This window comes from Bradyrhizobium frederickii (genome assembly GCF_004570865.1).
GTDB classification, from domain to species: domain Bacteria; phylum Pseudomonadota; class Alphaproteobacteria; order Rhizobiales; family Xanthobacteraceae; genus Bradyrhizobium; species Bradyrhizobium frederickii.
In genome coordinates this window covers 278470-293542 of the sequence record NZ_SPQS01000009.1, presented here as the reverse complement: position 1 = coordinate 293542, position 15073 = coordinate 278470, and the positions used below count along the sequence as shown (strand labels likewise).

Genomic DNA, 15073 nt, shown 5'->3' with positions numbered 1-15073 from the left:
GGCTAAGCGGCATTGCCGCCTGTTGAAGCGACCGACGCGCACTCCGTTCCTCATCCTGAGGAGCCCGCCTAAAGCGGGCGTCTCGAACGATGGCCGCAGGGCAACCTGGCTCAAATGCGATCACCCTGCAGCGAGCGAACGGGAGGAGCAGTAGATCCGCGCCCTCGCTTATTCCGACATCGGCTTGTCGGAGATGTCCCAGTCCTTGCCGGTGAAGGTGGAGATGAACAGCGTCTTCATCGGCGTGTAGTCCTCGGGCGTGTAGCTGTAGGTGACGCCGTCGAGGAAGTAGGGCGAGTGGAAGCCCTTGAGGTTCGAGGCCTGCTTCAGCACGTTGGCGCGGGTGAGATCGTCGCCGCAGCGGCGCAGGATCTCGCCCATCGTGACGGCCTGGCCGTAGCCTGCAAAGGCGATGGTGTTGTCGGGGTCGATCGCCGGCGTGTATTTCTTGCGCAATTCCTCGAACGCTATCACGTCGGGGTCTTTCTCCCATTTCGGCAGGCCGACCTCCTTGTTGTAGCGGATGGCGACGATGCCGGTGGCGTTCTCGAGGCCCGCCGCGCTCAGGATCGAGCGGCCGGTCGAGCCCGCCGACAGCAATTGCAGCGGCTTCCAGCCGAGCTCGGCGACCTTGCGGATCGACTGCGACGAGGCCTTGCCGGTGGAGATGTTGTAGAAGACGTCCGCGCCGGACTTCGAGAGGTTGATGAGCTGGGAATCGACGGTCGGCTCGGTGAGATCATAGGTCTGCTCCATGATCACCTGCGCGGTGCCGCCGGCATCCGCCAGCACCTTCTTGAAGGGACCGAGGAAGTCACGGCCGAAATCGTCGTTCTGGTAGAGGATGCCGATCCTGGCGTTCGGCTTCACGGCAACGACATGCCGCGCCAGGATGCGCGCCTCGGTCGGATACAGCGGCAGGCCCGCCATCGTCCATTTGAACTCTTTCGGATTGTTCCACTTCGACGCGCCGGTATTGAGCAGCAGCTGCGGCACGCCCTTGGAGTTCAGGTATTTGTGCACGGCAGTCTGCGGCGCGGTGCCGAGCGAGCCGTAGAGCGCGAGCACCTCCTCCTGCTCGACCAGGCGCCGCGTCGCCTCGACGCATTTCGGCGCGCTGTAGGCGTCGTCCATGGTGAGAAACTTGATCTTGCGCCCGTTGATGCCGCCCTTCTCGTTCAGCATCTGGAAATAGGCTTCGCCGACGCGCCCCAATACGCCGTAGAGCGAGCCGGGGCCGGAATGCGGCACGGTCTGTCCGATCTTGATCTCGGTGTCGCTGGCACCGGCATCGTATTTCTTCTCGGCGGCCCACACGTAGGGCGCGGGCAAGGTGGATGCGGCGATGGTGGCGAGCGCGGCTGTGCTGAAATCGCGCCGCGATGGATTCTTCGTCATTATTTGTTTCTCCCTGGTGCGCGCATTGTGCTGGGAACGCAGCACGGCTCGCAAGTGGGAAGTCACGGCTTTGCGACGCAATGACGCTTAAATCGCCAGGCGACTAGCGCCTAGACTCAAGTTTTCTCGGCGACGACGACGAGACCGCGCACCGGCTCGTTGTTCTCGTTGCGCGGCGAGGCCGGCTCCAGCGTCAGCAGCTTCAGGCCCGTTTTGGCGATTGCGCCGCGGACATATTCCGCCGAATGGGCATAACGCAGGCCGTCGCCGAGCACGATGCCGCTTTCGTCGTGCGTCTCCAGCGTGAAGGCGAGCACGCCGCCCGATACGAGCACGCGCCTCGCTTCGTCGAGGACCGGCGCGAGATCGGCGAGATAGACGAACGCATCCGCGGCGACGATCAGGTTCGCGCTCGCGTCACTCTTCGTACGCAGGCCCTCGATCATGTCGGCGACTTCGAGCTCGGCGTAGAGGTTGGTGGCGCGCGCCTGCTTGATCATGCCGGGCGACAGGTCGATGCCGATGAAATGATCGACCTGTTTGGCGAAGGCGGCGGCCGCAAGGCCGGTGCCGCAGCCGAGATCGATGGTGCGCTTGAAGTAGGCCGGCTTCTTCGCAGCGACGCGTGCGGCCAGCACGGCCTTGAAGATCAGGCTGGGCGCGCGGTAGCCGAGATCGTTGATCAGCGTGTGCTCGAAGCGCGGGGCGTACTGGTCGAACAGCGCCTGCACATAGGCCTTCGGCATCTCCGCCATCTCGGCGTCGCCGAGCCGCATCAGGTGCAGGCCGGCGCCATGCTGGTCGCCGGGGTCGGACCTCCGCGCTTCTCGAAACGCCGCGATGGCCTTGTCGCGCTCACCGAGCTGCTGCCGGATCTCGCCGAGCGTGAACCAGGCCGAGGTGAAGTCAGGCGCCAGCTCGATCGCCTGCTCCAGCAGGTCGGCGGCCGCGGGCAGATCGCCCTTGAGCTGGAGGTCGCGCGCGAATTCGAAGCGGCGGTCGGCCATGAGATCGCCGGAGGTCAGGAACAGACGGAGGGGCATGGGAACCAGGAAGCGCAGGGCGGAATGACTCGAAGCGACGGCAACGCGGCCTATATAGCAGGCATGCGACCTCAAGACATCCTGTTGCCAGCTGCTGCCGGCCTGTGCTGCAAGCCCGGCGGCTTCCATATCGACCCCGTCCGCCCGGTCGAGCGGGCCGTCATCACCCACGGCCATTCCGACCATGCCCGCGCCGGCCATGGCGCGGTGCTGGCGACGCAGGAAACGCTGGATATGATGCGGCTGCGCTATGGCGAGAATTTTGCTGGATCGACCCAAGCCATCCGCTATGGCGAGGAGATCCGGCTCGGCGACGTCCGCGTGAAGTTTCACCCGGCCGGCCATGTGTTGGGTTCGGCGCAGATCGCGGTCACCTGCAAGGAGACCTGCATCGTCGCCTCCGGCGACTACAAGGACGCATCTGATCCGACCTGCACGCCGTTCGAGCTGGTGCCCTGCGACGTCTTCATCACCGAGGCGACCTTTGGCCTGCCGGTGTTCCGGCATGGCGATGCCGCCGACGAGGTCAGGAAGCTGCTCGCCTCGGTCGCGCTGTTTCCGGAGCGCGCGCATCTGGTCGGCGCCTATTCGCTCGGCAAGGCGCAGCGCGTGATCAAGCTGCTGCGGCAGGCCGGCTACGACGCCCCGATCTACCTGCATGGCGCCATGGAGACGATCACGCATTACTACCAGAGCCGCGGCATCGAGCTCGGCGAACTCAGGCCGGTGAAGGGCGTCAAGAAGGCGGCGCTGGCCGGCACCATCACGCTGGCGCCGCCCTCGGCGACGTCAGACCTGTGGACGCGGCGCTTTCCCGATCCGGTCACGGCGTTCGCCTCGGGCTGGATGCGCGTGCGCGCCCGGGCGCGGCAGCGCGGCGTCGAGCTGCCGCTGGTGATCTCCGATCACGCCGATTGGGACGGCCTCACCGCCACGATCGGTGCGACCGGCGCCGGCGAGATCTGGGTCACGCATGGCCAGGAAGACGCGCTGGTGCATTGGTGCCGCAGCAAGGGCCTGAAGGCGCAGCCGCTCGATCTCGTCGGCTATGGCGACGAGGAGGAGAGCGAGACGCCTGTTCAAGGTGAGGCTGAGGCATGAACCGTTTCGCCGAACTTCTGGACCGTCTCGCCTACGAGCCCGGCCGCAACAACAAGCTGCGGCTGATCACCGGCTATTTCCGCGAGGTCGGCGACCCCGACCGCGGCTACGCGCTGGCCGCGCTGACCGGCGCACTCAGCTTCAAGCACGCCAAGCCGGCCCTGATCCGCGACCTCATCGCATCGCGCACCGATGAGGTGCTGTTCGGGCTGAGCTACGATTACGTCGGCGATCTCTCGGAGACGGTGGCGCTGATGTGGCCGAAGAGAGTCGTCTACGATAACCAGTCTTTGCTGGGCCACCCCTCTCCCCCGCCCTCCCCCGCAAGGGGGGAGGGAGCGCAGCGGGGCGCGGCGCAGCAGACGCGATTTAAAACTGACAGTAGCTTAGCGAGTGATGGACGCACGAGCCCAACCGTTCCCTCCCCCCTTGCGGGGGAGGGTCAGGGAGGGGGGCACTCCGGGCGAGATCCCAATGAGTCCATTCACCCAAGCAACCACAACAACCCGCCACCCCCAACCCTCACCGAGGTCGTCACCACGCTGCGCACGCTCGGAAAGACCGAGCTGCCGAAGCAGCTCGAGCGCTGGCTTGACGAGCTCGACGAGACCGGACGCTGGGCGCTCTTGAAGCTCGTCACCGGTGCGCTTCGTATCGGCATCTCGGCGCGCCTCGCCAAGACCGCGGCGGCCGCGCTCGGCGACAAGGATCCGCATGAGGTCGAGCTGATCTGGCCGGGTCTCATCCCACCCTATCTCGACCTGTTCGCCTGGCTGGAAGGCCGCGCCGACAAGCCCGTCAATCGCGATCCCGCGCCGTTCCGGCCCGTGATGCTGGCGCATGCGATCGAGGACGCGGATTTCGCCGCGCTCGATCCCGCCGACTACATCGCCGAATGGAAATGGGACGGCATCCGCGTGCAGGCCGTCGCCGGCCGCGACGAGCGCGGCCATGTCACGGCGCGGCTCTATTCGCGCACGGGCGAGGACATCACCGGCAGCTTTCCGGACCTCGTGCCGTCGCTGCGCCTGCCGGGTGCGATCGACGGCGAACTTCTGATCCTGCGCGAGGGGCGCGTGCAGAGCTTCAACGTCTTGCAACAGCGGCTCAACCGCAAGGTCGTCTCGCCCAAGCTGATCAAGGAGTTTCCGATCCACCTTCGGGCCTACGATCTGCTCGGCGACGACGAGAACGATCTGCGCGAGCTGCCGTTCGCGGAGCGGCGCGAGCGTTTGGAGAGCTTCATCAAGAAGCTCGACGATCCCCGCATCGATCTGTCGCCGACCGTGCCATTCGCAAGCTGGGAGGCGCTGACCGCCGCGCGCGCCGATCCAGCGAGCGCCGGCGCGGGCGAGGATGCGGATGCCGTCGAAGGCGTGATGCTGAAGCGGCGCGATGCGCCCTATCTGCCGGGACGGCCGAAGGGCCAATGGTGGAAGTGGAAGCGCGATCCGCACATCATCGACGCCGTGCTGATGTATGCGCAGCGCGGTCACGGCAAGCGCTCGTCCTATTATTCCGATTACACCTTCGGCGTCTGGACCGCGGGCGAGGGCGGCGACGAGCTGGTGCCGGTCGGCAAGGCCTATTTCGGCTTCACCGACGAGGAGCTGCTGCAGATCGACCGCTTCGTCCGCCGCAACACCACGGAGAAATTCGGCCCCGTGCGTCATGTCGTGCACGAGGGCGACAAGGGATTGGTGCTGGAGGTGGCGTTCGAGGGCCTGCAGCGCTCGCCGCGCCACAAATCCGGCGTCGCCATGCGCTTTCCCCGCATCAGCCGCCTGCGCTGGGACAAGCCGCCGAAGGAGGCGGACAGGCTGGAGACACTGGAGCGGATGCTGAAGGCGGAGGCGGCGGAGATTGAAGTGTGAGGCGTTCAGTCTCGCCGCGGCAGCAGTGCACTCCCTCTCCCGCTTGCGGGAGAGGGCTGGGGAGAGGGTATCTCCGCATTGGGAATCCCCAAGAGGAGAGAGCCCTCACCCGCGCCTTCGGCGCGACCTCTCCCGCAAGCGGGAGAGGTGAGGGAGCGCCTGCCCGAATTAAACTCCCGTAACCCGATTGACGCTCGCTTGCGGGTTCCCCATGTGCCTCGCCGTGCCCTATAATGGGGTCGAATCCGCCTGAGGAGTTTGCGATGGTCCAAGACGTCAGAGATTTGCCGGCCGGCCGCAGCGACGGGCTGAACCGTTTTCTCGGCGGCTCGCCGCTGGCGGTCGCGTTTCGTCTGGTCCTGCTCTCGATCCTGGTCGGGGTCGTGCTGGCCGCGATCGGCTTCGATCCCTGGAACATCATCCATAGCATTCGCCTCCTGTTCCAGCGTCTGTGGGATCTTGGCTTCGATACCATCAACTGGCTGTGGCGCTATTTCCTGCTCGGCGCGGTCATCGTGATCCCGATCTGGCTGCTGTCGCGCGTGTTCGGCGCGCCGCGCGGCCGGTAAGGCTGGGAGCCCGCAGCCGATGCAACTGCGTTTCGTCGGCTGCGGCGACGCCTTCGGCTCCGGCGGCAGGCTCAACACCTGCTTCCACGTCTCGGGGCGCGCGACGAATTTCCTGATCGATTGCGGCGCGTCGGCCTTGCCGGCGCTGAAGCGGCTGGAGATCGCGTGCGACGAGATCGATCTGATCCTGATCACGCATTTCCACGGCGACCATTTTGCCGGGCTGCCGTTCCTGCTGCTCGATGCGCAGTTCTCGCGGCGGACGCGGCCGCTGACGATCGCGGGCCCGCAAGGCATCGAGAGGCGGCTGCGCGAGGTGATGGAGGCGCTGTTCGAGCATTCCTCGAAGACCAAGCAGCGCTTCGAGCTTGATGTCGTCGAACTCGCGCCCGAGCAAAGCCGGACTTTCGGCGCCGTGACGGTGACGCCCTATCCCGTCATGCACGGCGAATCCGGTGGTCCCTTCCTCGCCTACCGCATCGAGGCCGAGGGCCGCACGCTCGCCTACAGCGCCGACACCGAATGGACGGAGACGCTCATTCCGCTGGCGCATGGCGCCGATCTTTTCATTGCCGAGGCCTATATGTACGAGAAGGTGGTCAAGAACCATCTCAGCCTGAAGACCTTGGAACAGCATCTGCCAAACATCGGCGCCAAACGCCTCGTCCTCACCCATATGAGCGAGGACATGCTGTCGCGCCTCGAGACGTTGCCCTACATGGCGGCCGAGGACGGCATGGTCGTCGTATTCTGACCATGCACGCGCCCGTCCAGCCCAGGGTTGGCACGCGAGACGTGTTCGCCATCGCAGGTCCTGCGATGGTCGCCAACCTGACCACGCCGCTGATCGGCGTGGTCTCGACCACGGCGATCGGCCGCCTCGACGATGCCGCGCTGCTTGGCGGCGTCGCGATCGCGTCGATCATCTTCGACTGCCTGTTCTGGCTGTTCGGCTTCCTGCGCATGAGCACGCTCGCCTTCACCGCGCAATCGCTGGGCGCGGGCGAGGTGCGTGAGCCGACCGCGATCCTGGCACGCGGCTTCATCGTTGCCGGCCTGATCGGCGCCGCGCTGATCGTGCTGCAATTGCCGCTGGCCGCGGTGCTATTCGACCTCATGGGCGGCAGCGAAGGTGTGACGCGGGCAGCGCAGACCTACTTCAAGATCCGGATCTGGTCGTCGCCGTTCGCGCTGGCCAATTACGTCATCCTCGGCTGGCTGATCGGCCAGGCCCGCGCCAATTCAGCCTTGCTGCTTCAGGTCGTCATCAACCTCGTCAACATGGCGGCGACGATCCTGCTGGTGCTGGTCTACGACACCGGCATCGCCGGAGCCGCAAGCGCCGCGCTGTTCTCGGAAGCGGTCGGCTTCGCCCTCGGCGTGCTCGTTTGCCGCCATTATGCCGACGGCGGCTTCGGCGTGCCGTACAGGACCCTGCTCGACCGCGACAAGCTGTTGCGGATGCTGGCGGTGAATTCCGACATCATGATCCGCGCCGGTGCTCTGATCGCGGTATTTCTGTTCTTCACCGCCAAGGGCGCGCAGGCCGGCGACGTCACGCTGGCGGCCAATTCCGTGCTCAACAACTTCCTGTTCATCAGCGCCTTCTTCCTCGACGGTCTCGCCAACGCCGCCCAGCAGCTCTGCGGCCGCACCCTCGGCGCACGCGACGCCAAAGGCTTTGCCGCCTCGACCCGGCTGGTGCTGCTCTGGGGGCTCGGCTTTGCCATCGTCGTCGCCGCGCTGTTCGCGCTGTTCGGGCCGGCCTTGATCGATTTCATGACGGCGAGTGAGGAGGTTCGCCGGGCCGCGCGCGAATTCCTGCCCTTCGTCGTGCTCGCGCCGATTCCCGGCGTGTTCGCCTTCGGGTTCGACGGCATCTATATCGGCGCGACCTGGGCGCGCGAGATGCGCAATCTGATGCTGGTTTCGCTCGCAATCTTCCTCGGCACCTGGTGGGCGCTGCAATCGTTCGGCAATGCCGGGCTGTGGTGGGCGCTGATGGCCTCCTACCTTCGCGCGGCGGCTTGCAGGCGGCGCGCTATCCGGCGCAGTTCCGGGCGACGTTCTCTTCTCCCTCGCCCCGCTTGCGGGGAGAGGGTCAGGGTGAGGGGGAGTCTCGACAAGGGAAGTGAGAGTTGGACTCGTGGAGAGTCCCCCTCACCCGGAATTTGCTCTCGCAAATTCCGGCCTCTCCCCGCAAGCGGGGAGAGGCGAAGAGCATCGCCTTACATCCCCGGCCAGTCTTCCGCCGTGAGCGTCGCCGCATCGGCACCGACGATCTCGGACAGCGAATCCCGCCCGGTGCGGAGCAGCGTCGAGGTGAGGTCGCGCTTGATCTCGTCGACCAGGCCGAGGCCCTTGTAGACCAGCGACGAGTAGAGCTGGATCAGGCTCGCGCCGGCGCGGATCTTGGTCAATGCGGCGCCGCCGGAGTCCACGCCGCCGACGCCGATCAAGGGGAACGCGCCCTCGACGCGCACATAGGTCTCCGCGACCATCCGCGTCGACAGGCGGAACAGCGGCCGGCCCGACAGGCCGCCTTGCTCCTTGGCGCGCGTCTCCTCCCGCAGCGTGCTCGGCCGCGCGATCGTCGTGTTCGACACGATCATGCCGTCGACCCGGCGCGAGCGCGCGACCTGCACGACGTCGTCGAGCTGGGCGAGACTCAAGTCCGGCGCGATCTTGAGCAGCACCGGCGTGTCGCCGGCCTTCTGCCTGACACGCTCGCGCGCGTCGATCACCCGCGCGAGGAGATCGTCGAGCAGCGCGCCTTCCTGCAAATTGCGCAGGCCCGGCGTGTTCGGCGAGGAGACGTTGACGGTGAAGTAGCTTGCGACCGGCGCAAAGGTCTCGATCAGCTTGACGTAATCGGCGACGCGGTCGGCTGAATCCTTGTTGGCGCCGACATTGACGCCGACGATGCCGCCGTGCTGCGCGCGCGCGGCGAGCCGGCGCAACGCGACGTCCGCGCCGTCATTGTTGAAACCCATGCGGTTGATGATGGCCTCGTCGCGTTCGAGCCGGAACAGCCGCGGCCGCGGATTGCCGGCTTGCGGCTTCGGCGTCACCGAGCCGATCTCGACGAAGCCGAAGCCGAGCCGCAGCAAAGCGTCCGGCACCTCCGCGCTCTTGTCGAAGCCCGCGGCCATGCCGATCGGGTTGGGAAAGTTGAGCCCGAAGGCGCGCATCGCGAGCTTGGGGTCGTCGGCGCGCGGCTTGACCGGCGGCAGGAAGCGCAGGCCCTGGATCGCCAGGCGATGCGCGTCTTCCGGATCGAGCCAGCGCAGCACCGGCAGGGAAAAGGCGTCGAAGGCGCGGATCACGGGGCAAGCTCCGGAACGTCGTGGCCGCCGTCGGAGCGGGTGTTGAGGTTCATCACCGCGATCACGGCGCCGAGATCGAGCTCGCCATAGAGATGCGGAAACAGCTCCTCATTGCGCGAGCGCTCCCAGCGCAGCTCGCTGCCGAGCGCGTCGCCATCGACCTCCACCAGGAACAGCGCGCGCTGCCCGAAATAGTGCTTGCGCAGGGTTTCGGGAACCTGTTCGGCGGTCGAGAAATGGATGAAGCCGTCGCGCGCATCATCTGCGCTGCCCCGGTAGACACCCTGCCGTTCCGCCTCACGCCAGGCCGAGGCCGGACAGATTTTGTAGATCTTGACCACCGCTTGCGCAGTCCTGTTTGCTCTTTGAGTCTTTTGGGTTTTTTCGTCTCGTGGGGTCCGCAAAAACCCCGGCGCGACCGTAAAGGCCGCCCCTGCCGAACTCAAGACCTCAAGACTTTCCGGTCCGATGAAATCGGAACGGAAAGGCTCTGGAATGTTGTTTTTGACGCGTTGTTGACGCGAACCAGGACCCACCTCGCTTGAAAACGCTTTCTTTCGCCGCCACTTGCGCGAAAAACGGAAAACCGGTTGATTTGAGGACAATTTTCCTGAGTTGCGACGGGCTCGACCTTGCATGGTCAGACAGGCCAAAGCGCAGAGGATACTCACTCACGACCAGATCTGGATCGCGCTGGATCGGCTGGCGGCGCGCGCCGGTTTGTCGCCGTCCGGCCTTGCCAAGCGCGCCGGGCTCGATCCCACCACCTTCAACAGGTCCAAGCGTGTCACTTCGGACGGCCGCGAGCGCTGGCCCTCGACCGAATCGATCGCCAAGGCGCTGGCGGCGGCAGACGCCTCGTTCGACAGCTTTGCGCGGCTGGTCGACGATGACGCCGGCGACGGCCGCTCGGTCCCGCTGCTCGGTTTCGCGCTGGCCGGCGCGAGCGGGGCCTTCGACGAATCCGGCTTTCCCGCCGGCAAAGGCTGGACCGAAACCGCGCTTCCGGCCACCGAGGACAGCCACAGCTTCGCGCTGGAGATTTCCGGCGATGAGTTTGCCCCCGTCTACCGCCACGGCGACATCGTGCTGGTTTCACCGCGCGCGCCGATCCGTAAAGGCGATCGCGTGGTGGTGCGAAGCAGGACGGGCGAGGTGACGATCGCAACGCTGAAGCGCCGTACCGCGAAGGCCCTGGAGCTGCAATTGCTCAATGCATCGCAAGCCGTGCGCACGATGGCGGCGGGCGAGGTGGCGTGGATCGCGCGGATTGTGTGGACGAGCCAGTGACTGCGGCGGCAGTTAGGCGACTTCCGTTGCATCGACACGACGCAACTGAGTGAGCGCATCCACGGCGCGCCTCACAGCACTTCGAAGATCTTGTAGGCGACGGCGCCCTCGACGAGATAACCCTTGCCGACACAGACGATGTCATTGAGCCAGGCGTAGGTCTGCGAGCCGGTTTCGAACAGCGGATTGGTGCGGAAGTAATATCCGGCGGGATCGACCCTGGTGCGTCGCGCCGGATCCGCCATCTCGGCGCGCAGAGCCTGCGGCGTCACCCAGCGGCCGCCATAGGTCATATAGATCAGCTCGCCATCATGCGTCCGCAGCGACAGGCGGACATCGAGCGTCATGGCGCCATCGGCGCGAAACAACGCCCAGTCGCCGCCGCCCCGCAGCACCTCGCCGCGCAGGCGTGGGCCTTCGAACGAGCCCTTGGCTGCGCCGAACAGCACGCGCTGCCCGACGGGCCCGGCGCCGAAATTGAGGCGCGGATCGAGATCGACGACGATGTCGAAGAGATGTCGGGTCTCGAGATCGCCGACGGATTTGACGCGGGGATCGGTCATGGTCTGGGCACTCCTTGATGCCTGGATGGGATTTGCCGGCGGCTAAGCCGCCTGTGTCGCATCGCCAAACAGCTTGCGCCTGACTGCATCGGTCGAGAGGCCGGATTGGGCGCACAGCTCGGAGAGATCGAAGACGAAGCGTTCATGCGCGATTTTGTGGTCGCGGAAGGCGAAGGCGATGAACACAGGCAACTCGGCACGGCGCCCATTGGGCGCGCCCCCGAAGCGATCACCCGTCATCGTCATCCGGGCGGTGCCCCAGCAGACCAGCGTGTCGGCGGAATTGGCGTGGCCATTCAGCGTGACGTGATAGTCCGGGAATGACTTGAAGAAGCGCGTCAGGACGCGCTCGTTTTCGGCAAGACCCTGCGCCCTGGTGCCGAAGGCCGGCGTCTCCAGCACCATGTCCGGATGCAGGACTTCCAGCGCCGCAGCGACATCCTGCCGGCTCTTGGCGATCACCAGCCTTCCGCCAGCTCGAACATTCGCTTGCCATCCACAGCTTCGGCTTCCGCATTCTAGTTGAATAATACATACATCATGTATGTTATATGCGGTTTGATACCAACGCGTCAAGCCTTAGGTTGCGCGCGATGCGGGCGAAGGATCCTCCGAGAAGTCGTCGGGAAGAGTACAGCGAAGCCACCAGGCAGGCGCTGCTCGATGCCGGACGCGAAGCGTTTGCCGCCAATGGATTTCAGGCGTCGGGCATGGAGGCGATTTCGCGGGCGGCGCGGGTCACGCGCGGCGCGTTCTACCATCACTTCGAGGACAAGAAGGCGCTGTTCGACGCCGTGGTGGTTGCCATGCAGCGCGAGGCGGCCCGCCGGATCGAGGCCGCGGCGCGGAACGAGCGCAAGATCTGGGATCGTCTCAGCGCCGGCATCGACGCCTATCTCGACGCCTGCGAAGAGCCGGCCTATGCGCGCATTGTCATCCAGGAAGCGCAGGCCGTGCTCGGCGAGCCGCGCTATCGCGAGATCGAGGAGACCTACCCGACCGCGCTCCTGATCGCGACGCTGCGGGCTCTGAAGCGCGATGGCGAATTGAACGCGGACGATGTCGATCTGCTCAGCCGGATGATCGACGCGATGATCTGCAAGATCGGGCTGTTGCTCCCCCACGCGGACGATTCCAGAAAGCTGCGCAGAGACGGACAGAAGATCGTCGCGGCGGTGCTGGAGACCTTTCGCCACAAGGCTTGAACTCCTTGATCCTGCGAGCGCCCTCGATCGCCATTGCGACTCACAGGCCCTCTCGCATAGGTTGCGGCCGATATTGCGGCTCCGGCTTTATCTTGGGGGAATACGATGAATCGCCGTCACGCATTGAAGGCCTTGGCAGGTCTCGCGCTTTGTCCAATCTGCAAGCCGGCCTTCGCCGCCGAAGGCGCGCATTGGAGCTATGAAGGCGCCGGCGGCCCGGCCAAATGGGGCGATCTCGACGCGGCCAACAAGGCTTGCGCGGTCGGCCTGCAGCAATCGCCGATCGACATCGAGGGGACGATCAGGTCGCAATTGCCGGTTCTGAAGCTGAACTGGGGCAAGAGCGCCGACACCATCGTCAACAACGGGCACACGATCCAGCTCAACTTTGCCGAGGGCAGCACGCTGATGCTCGGCGACGTCAAGTACAAGCTGCTTCAGGTGCACTTTCACCGGCCGAGCGAGCACATGATCGGCGGCAGGAATTTTCCGATGGAGGCGCATTTCGTCCATCGCAACGAGGCCGGCGGGCTCGCCGTGGTCGGCGTGCTGATGGCCGAGGGCAGGCCGAACCCGGCCTTCGGCAAGATCGTCAAGACCATGCCGGCGGCGGAAGGCCCGGCGGTGAAGGCCGATGCCGGCATCGATCCGCACGCTTTGCTGCCCTCGAAGCTGAGCTATTTCCGCTATCCCGGCTCGCTGACGACGCCGCCCTGCTCGGAAGTGGTCGAATGGCTGCTGCTGACCACCCCGATCAAGGTGTCGGCCACCGATGTCGCCGCATTCGCAAAGCTCTATCCGATGAACGCGCGCCCGGTGCAGAAGGACAACCGGCGCTACGTGCTGCGTTCGATCTGAGCGGCGACTCCAATCCATGCCGTCGTCCCGGCGAACGCCGGGACCCATACCGCGTGATCTGTCGAAGGACGGCGGTCTTCGTACCGACGCAAGCGCAACTACGAATCTTCGCCTAGCTTCTCCCTGGGGTTATGGGTCCCGGCGTTCGCCGGGACGACAGTCGAACGTGGAGCGAAGGGCAACGCGTGCCTCACGCGCTCCGCGCCAGCGCCCCGTCGATCATGTTCACCGCGTTCTGCACGCCGTACACGGCGACGAAGGAGCCGAAGCGCGGGCCCTTCTCCTGGCCGAGCAGCACCTGGTAGAGCATGTTGAACCAGTCCAGCGTGACGCCGGGACGGCCGTCCTTGCCCTTCTTGACCTGGTCGAGGAACGGCTCGCGGCGGCCGATCTCATAGACGACGTTCTGGATCTCCTCGGCCGATGCGTCCGGCGCAAGCTGCGACAGCGCATCGCGTAGATCCTGCAGCGCCGCACGCTCGGTGTCCGTCGGCACGCGAAACTGTTTCGTCGGCGCGACGAAGTCGCGGTAATAGTTGATGGCGTAACCGACCATCGCGTCCAGCTTGGGGTGCGTCTGCGGCGACACGCCGGGACGATAGCGGCCGATGAAGCCCCACAGCGTCTCGGCATTCTCCGCGTTCGACGACGACACCAGCGTCAGCAGCAGCTGGAAGGTCACGGGCATGTCGCCCTTCGGCGGCTTGCCGTTGTGGATGTGCCAGACCGGATTGCCGAGCTGCTGCTTGCCGTCCTGCTTGGCGAAGCCGTCGATGAATTGCTGATAGTCGTCGACGTTGCGCGGGATGACGTCGAAATACAGCCGCTTGGCCGCCTTCGGCTCGCGATACATGAACAGCGACAGCGATTCCGGCGAGGCATAGCGCAGCCATTCGTCGATGGTCAGGCCGTTGCCCTTCGACTTCGAGATCTTCTGGCCCTTCTCGTCGAGAAAGAGCTCGTAATTGAAGCCTTCGGGCGGCGTGGCGCCGAGCGCCCTGGCGATCGCGCCGGACAGCTTCACCGAGTCGATCAGGTCCTTGCCGGCCATCTCGTAGTCGACGCCGAGCGCGACCCAGCGCATCGCCCAGTCGGCCTTCCACTGACACTTGACGCTGCCGCCGGTGACGGGCGTTTCGACCTCCTGGTTCGTATCGGGGTCGACATAGGTCACCGTGCCGGCCGCGACGTCGCGGCGGATCATCGGCACCTGCAGCACGATGCCGGTGGTCTTGCTGATCGGGAGGAACGGCGAATAGGTGGCGCGGCGGTCGGGGCCCAGCGTCGGCAGGATGATCTCCATCACCTTGTCGTAGGCGGCGAGCATCTTGAGCAGCGTCGCGTCGAAGCGGCCCGACGTGTAATAATCGGTCGAGCTCGCGAACTCGTAGTCGAAGCCGAAATGATCGAGGAAGGCGCGCAGCCGCGCATTGTTGTGGTGCCCGAACGAGGGGTACTCGTTGGAGAACGGATCCGGCACCCGCGTCAGCGGCTTGCCGAGATGCGCGGTCAGCATCTCCTTGTTGGGGACGTTGTCGGGCACCTTGCGGAAGCCGTCCATGTCATCGGAGAAGGCGAGCAGGCGCGTCTTGATCTTGTCCTCGGTGAGCACGCGAAAGGCGTGCCGCACCATCGAGGTGCGCGCGACCTCGCCGAACGTGCCGATATGCGGCAGGCCGGACGGTCCGTAGCCGGTCTCGAACAGCACCTCGTCCTTCGGGCTCTTCTTCAGCCGCGCGACGATGGCCTTCGCCTGCTCGAACGGCCAGGCGTTGGATTGTTCGGCGAGCGCACGCAGATCGCTCGGACTCATGCTGGGATCGATAACGGACATCAAGACGGGCCT

The 15073-nt window shown here is 65.5% G+C and carries 14 protein-coding genes and 1 pseudogene; 8 read left to right on the top strand and 7 right to left on the bottom strand.

Annotated elements, in window-relative coordinates; all coding sequences use genetic code 11:
- Positions 1-168 precede the first annotated feature (168 nt).
- A complete protein-coding gene (locus E4K64_RS18195; protein ID WP_167772089.1) occupies positions 169-1398 on the bottom strand; it encodes an ABC transporter substrate-binding protein in 1230 nt (409 codons plus the stop codon).
- A gap of 116 nt (positions 1399-1514) precedes the next feature.
- Positions 1515-2441, bottom strand: a complete 927-nt coding sequence (locus tag E4K64_RS18190) for a class I SAM-dependent DNA methyltransferase (RefSeq protein WP_135164733.1) — start codon at positions 2439-2441, stop codon at positions 1515-1517.
- Positions 2442-2504: 63 nt separating this feature from the next.
- Here E4K64_RS18190 and E4K64_RS18185 point away from each other — a divergent pair, with 63 nt between their 5' ends.
- From E4K64_RS18185 to E4K64_RS18165, 5 genes and pseudogenes are all read left to right on the top strand, one after another.
- Entirely contained in the window at positions 2505-3542 is a 1038-nt protein-coding gene (locus tag E4K64_RS18185) for a ligase-associated DNA damage response exonuclease (protein WP_135164773.1), read from the top strand.
- The gene (locus E4K64_RS18180; protein ID WP_135164732.1) at positions 3539-5416 is read left to right on the top strand and encodes an ATP-dependent DNA ligase; all 1878 of its coding nucleotides are present in this window, start codon (positions 3539-3541) and stop codon (positions 5414-5416) included. Before E4K64_RS18185 ends, E4K64_RS18180 begins: the two co-directional genes overlap by 4 nt.
- Before the next feature lie 263 nt (positions 5417-5679).
- A complete protein-coding gene (locus E4K64_RS18175; RefSeq protein ID WP_135164731.1) occupies positions 5680-5985 on the top strand; it encodes a DUF6460 domain-containing protein in 306 nt (101 codons plus the stop codon).
- 19 nt (positions 5986-6004) lie between these two features.
- Positions 6005-6739, top strand: a complete 735-nt coding sequence (locus E4K64_RS18170) for an MBL fold metallo-hydrolase (protein WP_135164730.1) — start codon at positions 6005-6007, stop codon at positions 6737-6739.
- A gap of 2 nt (positions 6740-6741) precedes the next feature.
- Positions 6742-8120: pseudogene (locus E4K64_RS18165) on the top strand (MATE family efflux transporter).
- Between the two features lie 93 nt (positions 8121-8213).
- On the opposite strand, the gene E4K64_RS18160 reads toward E4K64_RS18165, so the two are convergent.
- Both E4K64_RS18160 and E4K64_RS18155 read right to left on the bottom strand, forming a co-directional pair.
- The gene (locus E4K64_RS18160; protein ID WP_135164729.1) at positions 8214-9311 is read right to left on the bottom strand and encodes a quinone-dependent dihydroorotate dehydrogenase; all 1098 of its coding nucleotides are present in this window, start codon (positions 9309-9311) and stop codon (positions 8214-8216) included.
- Positions 9308-9652: a DUF952 domain-containing protein gene (locus E4K64_RS18155; protein WP_135164728.1), complete on the bottom strand. Its 345-nt coding sequence runs from the start codon at positions 9650-9652 to the stop codon at positions 9308-9310. Before E4K64_RS18155 ends, E4K64_RS18160 begins: the two co-directional genes overlap by 4 nt.
- 295 nt (positions 9653-9947) lie before the next feature.
- Here E4K64_RS18155 and E4K64_RS18150 point away from each other — a divergent pair, with 295 nt between their 5' ends.
- On the top strand, positions 9948-10601 hold the full coding sequence (locus E4K64_RS18150; protein WP_135164727.1) for a S24 family peptidase: 654 nt from the start codon (positions 9948-9950) through the stop codon (positions 10599-10601).
- A 71-nt stretch (positions 10602-10672) separates the two neighbouring features.
- Here the strand turns inward: E4K64_RS18150 and E4K64_RS18145 are convergent, their stop codons facing one another.
- Positions 10673-11164 (bottom strand): DUF3237 domain-containing protein, encoded by a 492-nt coding sequence (locus E4K64_RS18145; RefSeq protein WP_126260188.1) that lies wholly within the window; start codon positions 11162-11164, stop codon positions 10673-10675.
- 42 nt (positions 11165-11206) lie between these two features.
- Positions 11207-11626, bottom strand: a complete 420-nt coding sequence (locus E4K64_RS18140; RefSeq protein ID WP_209311971.1) for an ester cyclase — start codon at positions 11624-11626, stop codon at positions 11207-11209.
- Positions 11627-11757: 131 nt separating this feature from the next.
- On the opposite strand from E4K64_RS18140, the gene E4K64_RS18135 reads away from it, so the two are divergent.
- Both E4K64_RS18135 and E4K64_RS18130 read left to right on the top strand, forming a co-directional pair.
- Entirely contained in the window at positions 11758-12369 is a 612-nt protein-coding gene (locus E4K64_RS18135) for a TetR/AcrR family transcriptional regulator (protein WP_167772088.1), read from the top strand.
- Positions 12370-12474: 105 nt separating this feature from the next.
- The gene (locus E4K64_RS18130; protein ID WP_135164725.1) at positions 12475-13227 is read left to right on the top strand and encodes a carbonic anhydrase; all 753 of its coding nucleotides are present in this window, start codon (positions 12475-12477) and stop codon (positions 13225-13227) included.
- 190 nt (positions 13228-13417) lie between these two features.
- On the opposite strand, the gene E4K64_RS18125 is transcribed toward E4K64_RS18130, so the two are convergent.
- Positions 13418-15061, bottom strand: a complete 1644-nt coding sequence (locus E4K64_RS18125; RefSeq protein ID WP_135164724.1) for a lysine--tRNA ligase — start codon at positions 15059-15061, stop codon at positions 13418-13420.
- Positions 15062-15073 lie beyond the last annotated feature (12 nt).

What these genes read in the sequence shown, in the direction of transcription:
- E4K64_RS18195 (WP_167772089.1), bottom strand. Translation starts at nt 1,398, where the DNA reads ATGACGAAGAATCCATCGCGGCGCGATTTCAGCACAGCCGCGCTCGCC.
- E4K64_RS18190 (WP_135164733.1), bottom strand. Translation starts at nt 2,441, where the DNA reads ATGCCCCTCCGTCTGTTCCTGACCTCCGGCGATCTCATGGCCGACCGC.
- E4K64_RS18185 (WP_135164773.1), top strand. Translation starts at nt 2,505, where the DNA reads ATGCGACCTCAAGACATCCTGTTGCCAGCTGCTGCCGGCCTGTGCTGC.
- E4K64_RS18180 (WP_135164732.1), top strand. Translation starts at nt 3,539, where the DNA reads ATGAACCGTTTCGCCGAACTTCTGGACCGTCTCGCCTACGAGCCCGGC.
- E4K64_RS18175 (WP_135164731.1), top strand. Translation starts at nt 5,680, where the DNA reads ATGGTCCAAGACGTCAGAGATTTGCCGGCCGGCCGCAGCGACGGGCTG.
- E4K64_RS18170 (WP_135164730.1), top strand. Translation starts at nt 6,005, where the DNA reads ATGCAACTGCGTTTCGTCGGCTGCGGCGACGCCTTCGGCTCCGGCGGC.
- E4K64_RS18150 (WP_135164727.1), top strand. Translation starts at nt 9,948, where the DNA reads ATGGTCAGACAGGCCAAAGCGCAGAGGATACTCACTCACGACCAGATC.
- E4K64_RS18145 (WP_126260188.1), bottom strand. Translation starts at nt 11,164, where the DNA reads ATGACCGATCCCCGCGTCAAATCCGTCGGCGATCTCGAGACCCGACAT.
- E4K64_RS18135 (WP_167772088.1), top strand. Translation starts at nt 11,758, where the DNA reads ATGCGGGCGAAGGATCCTCCGAGAAGTCGTCGGGAAGAGTACAGCGAA.
- E4K64_RS18130 (WP_135164725.1), top strand. Translation starts at nt 12,475, where the DNA reads ATGAATCGCCGTCACGCATTGAAGGCCTTGGCAGGTCTCGCGCTTTGT.
- E4K64_RS18125 (WP_135164724.1), bottom strand. Translation starts at nt 15,061, where the DNA reads ATGTCCGTTATCGATCCCAGCATGAGTCCGAGCGATCTGCGTGCGCTC.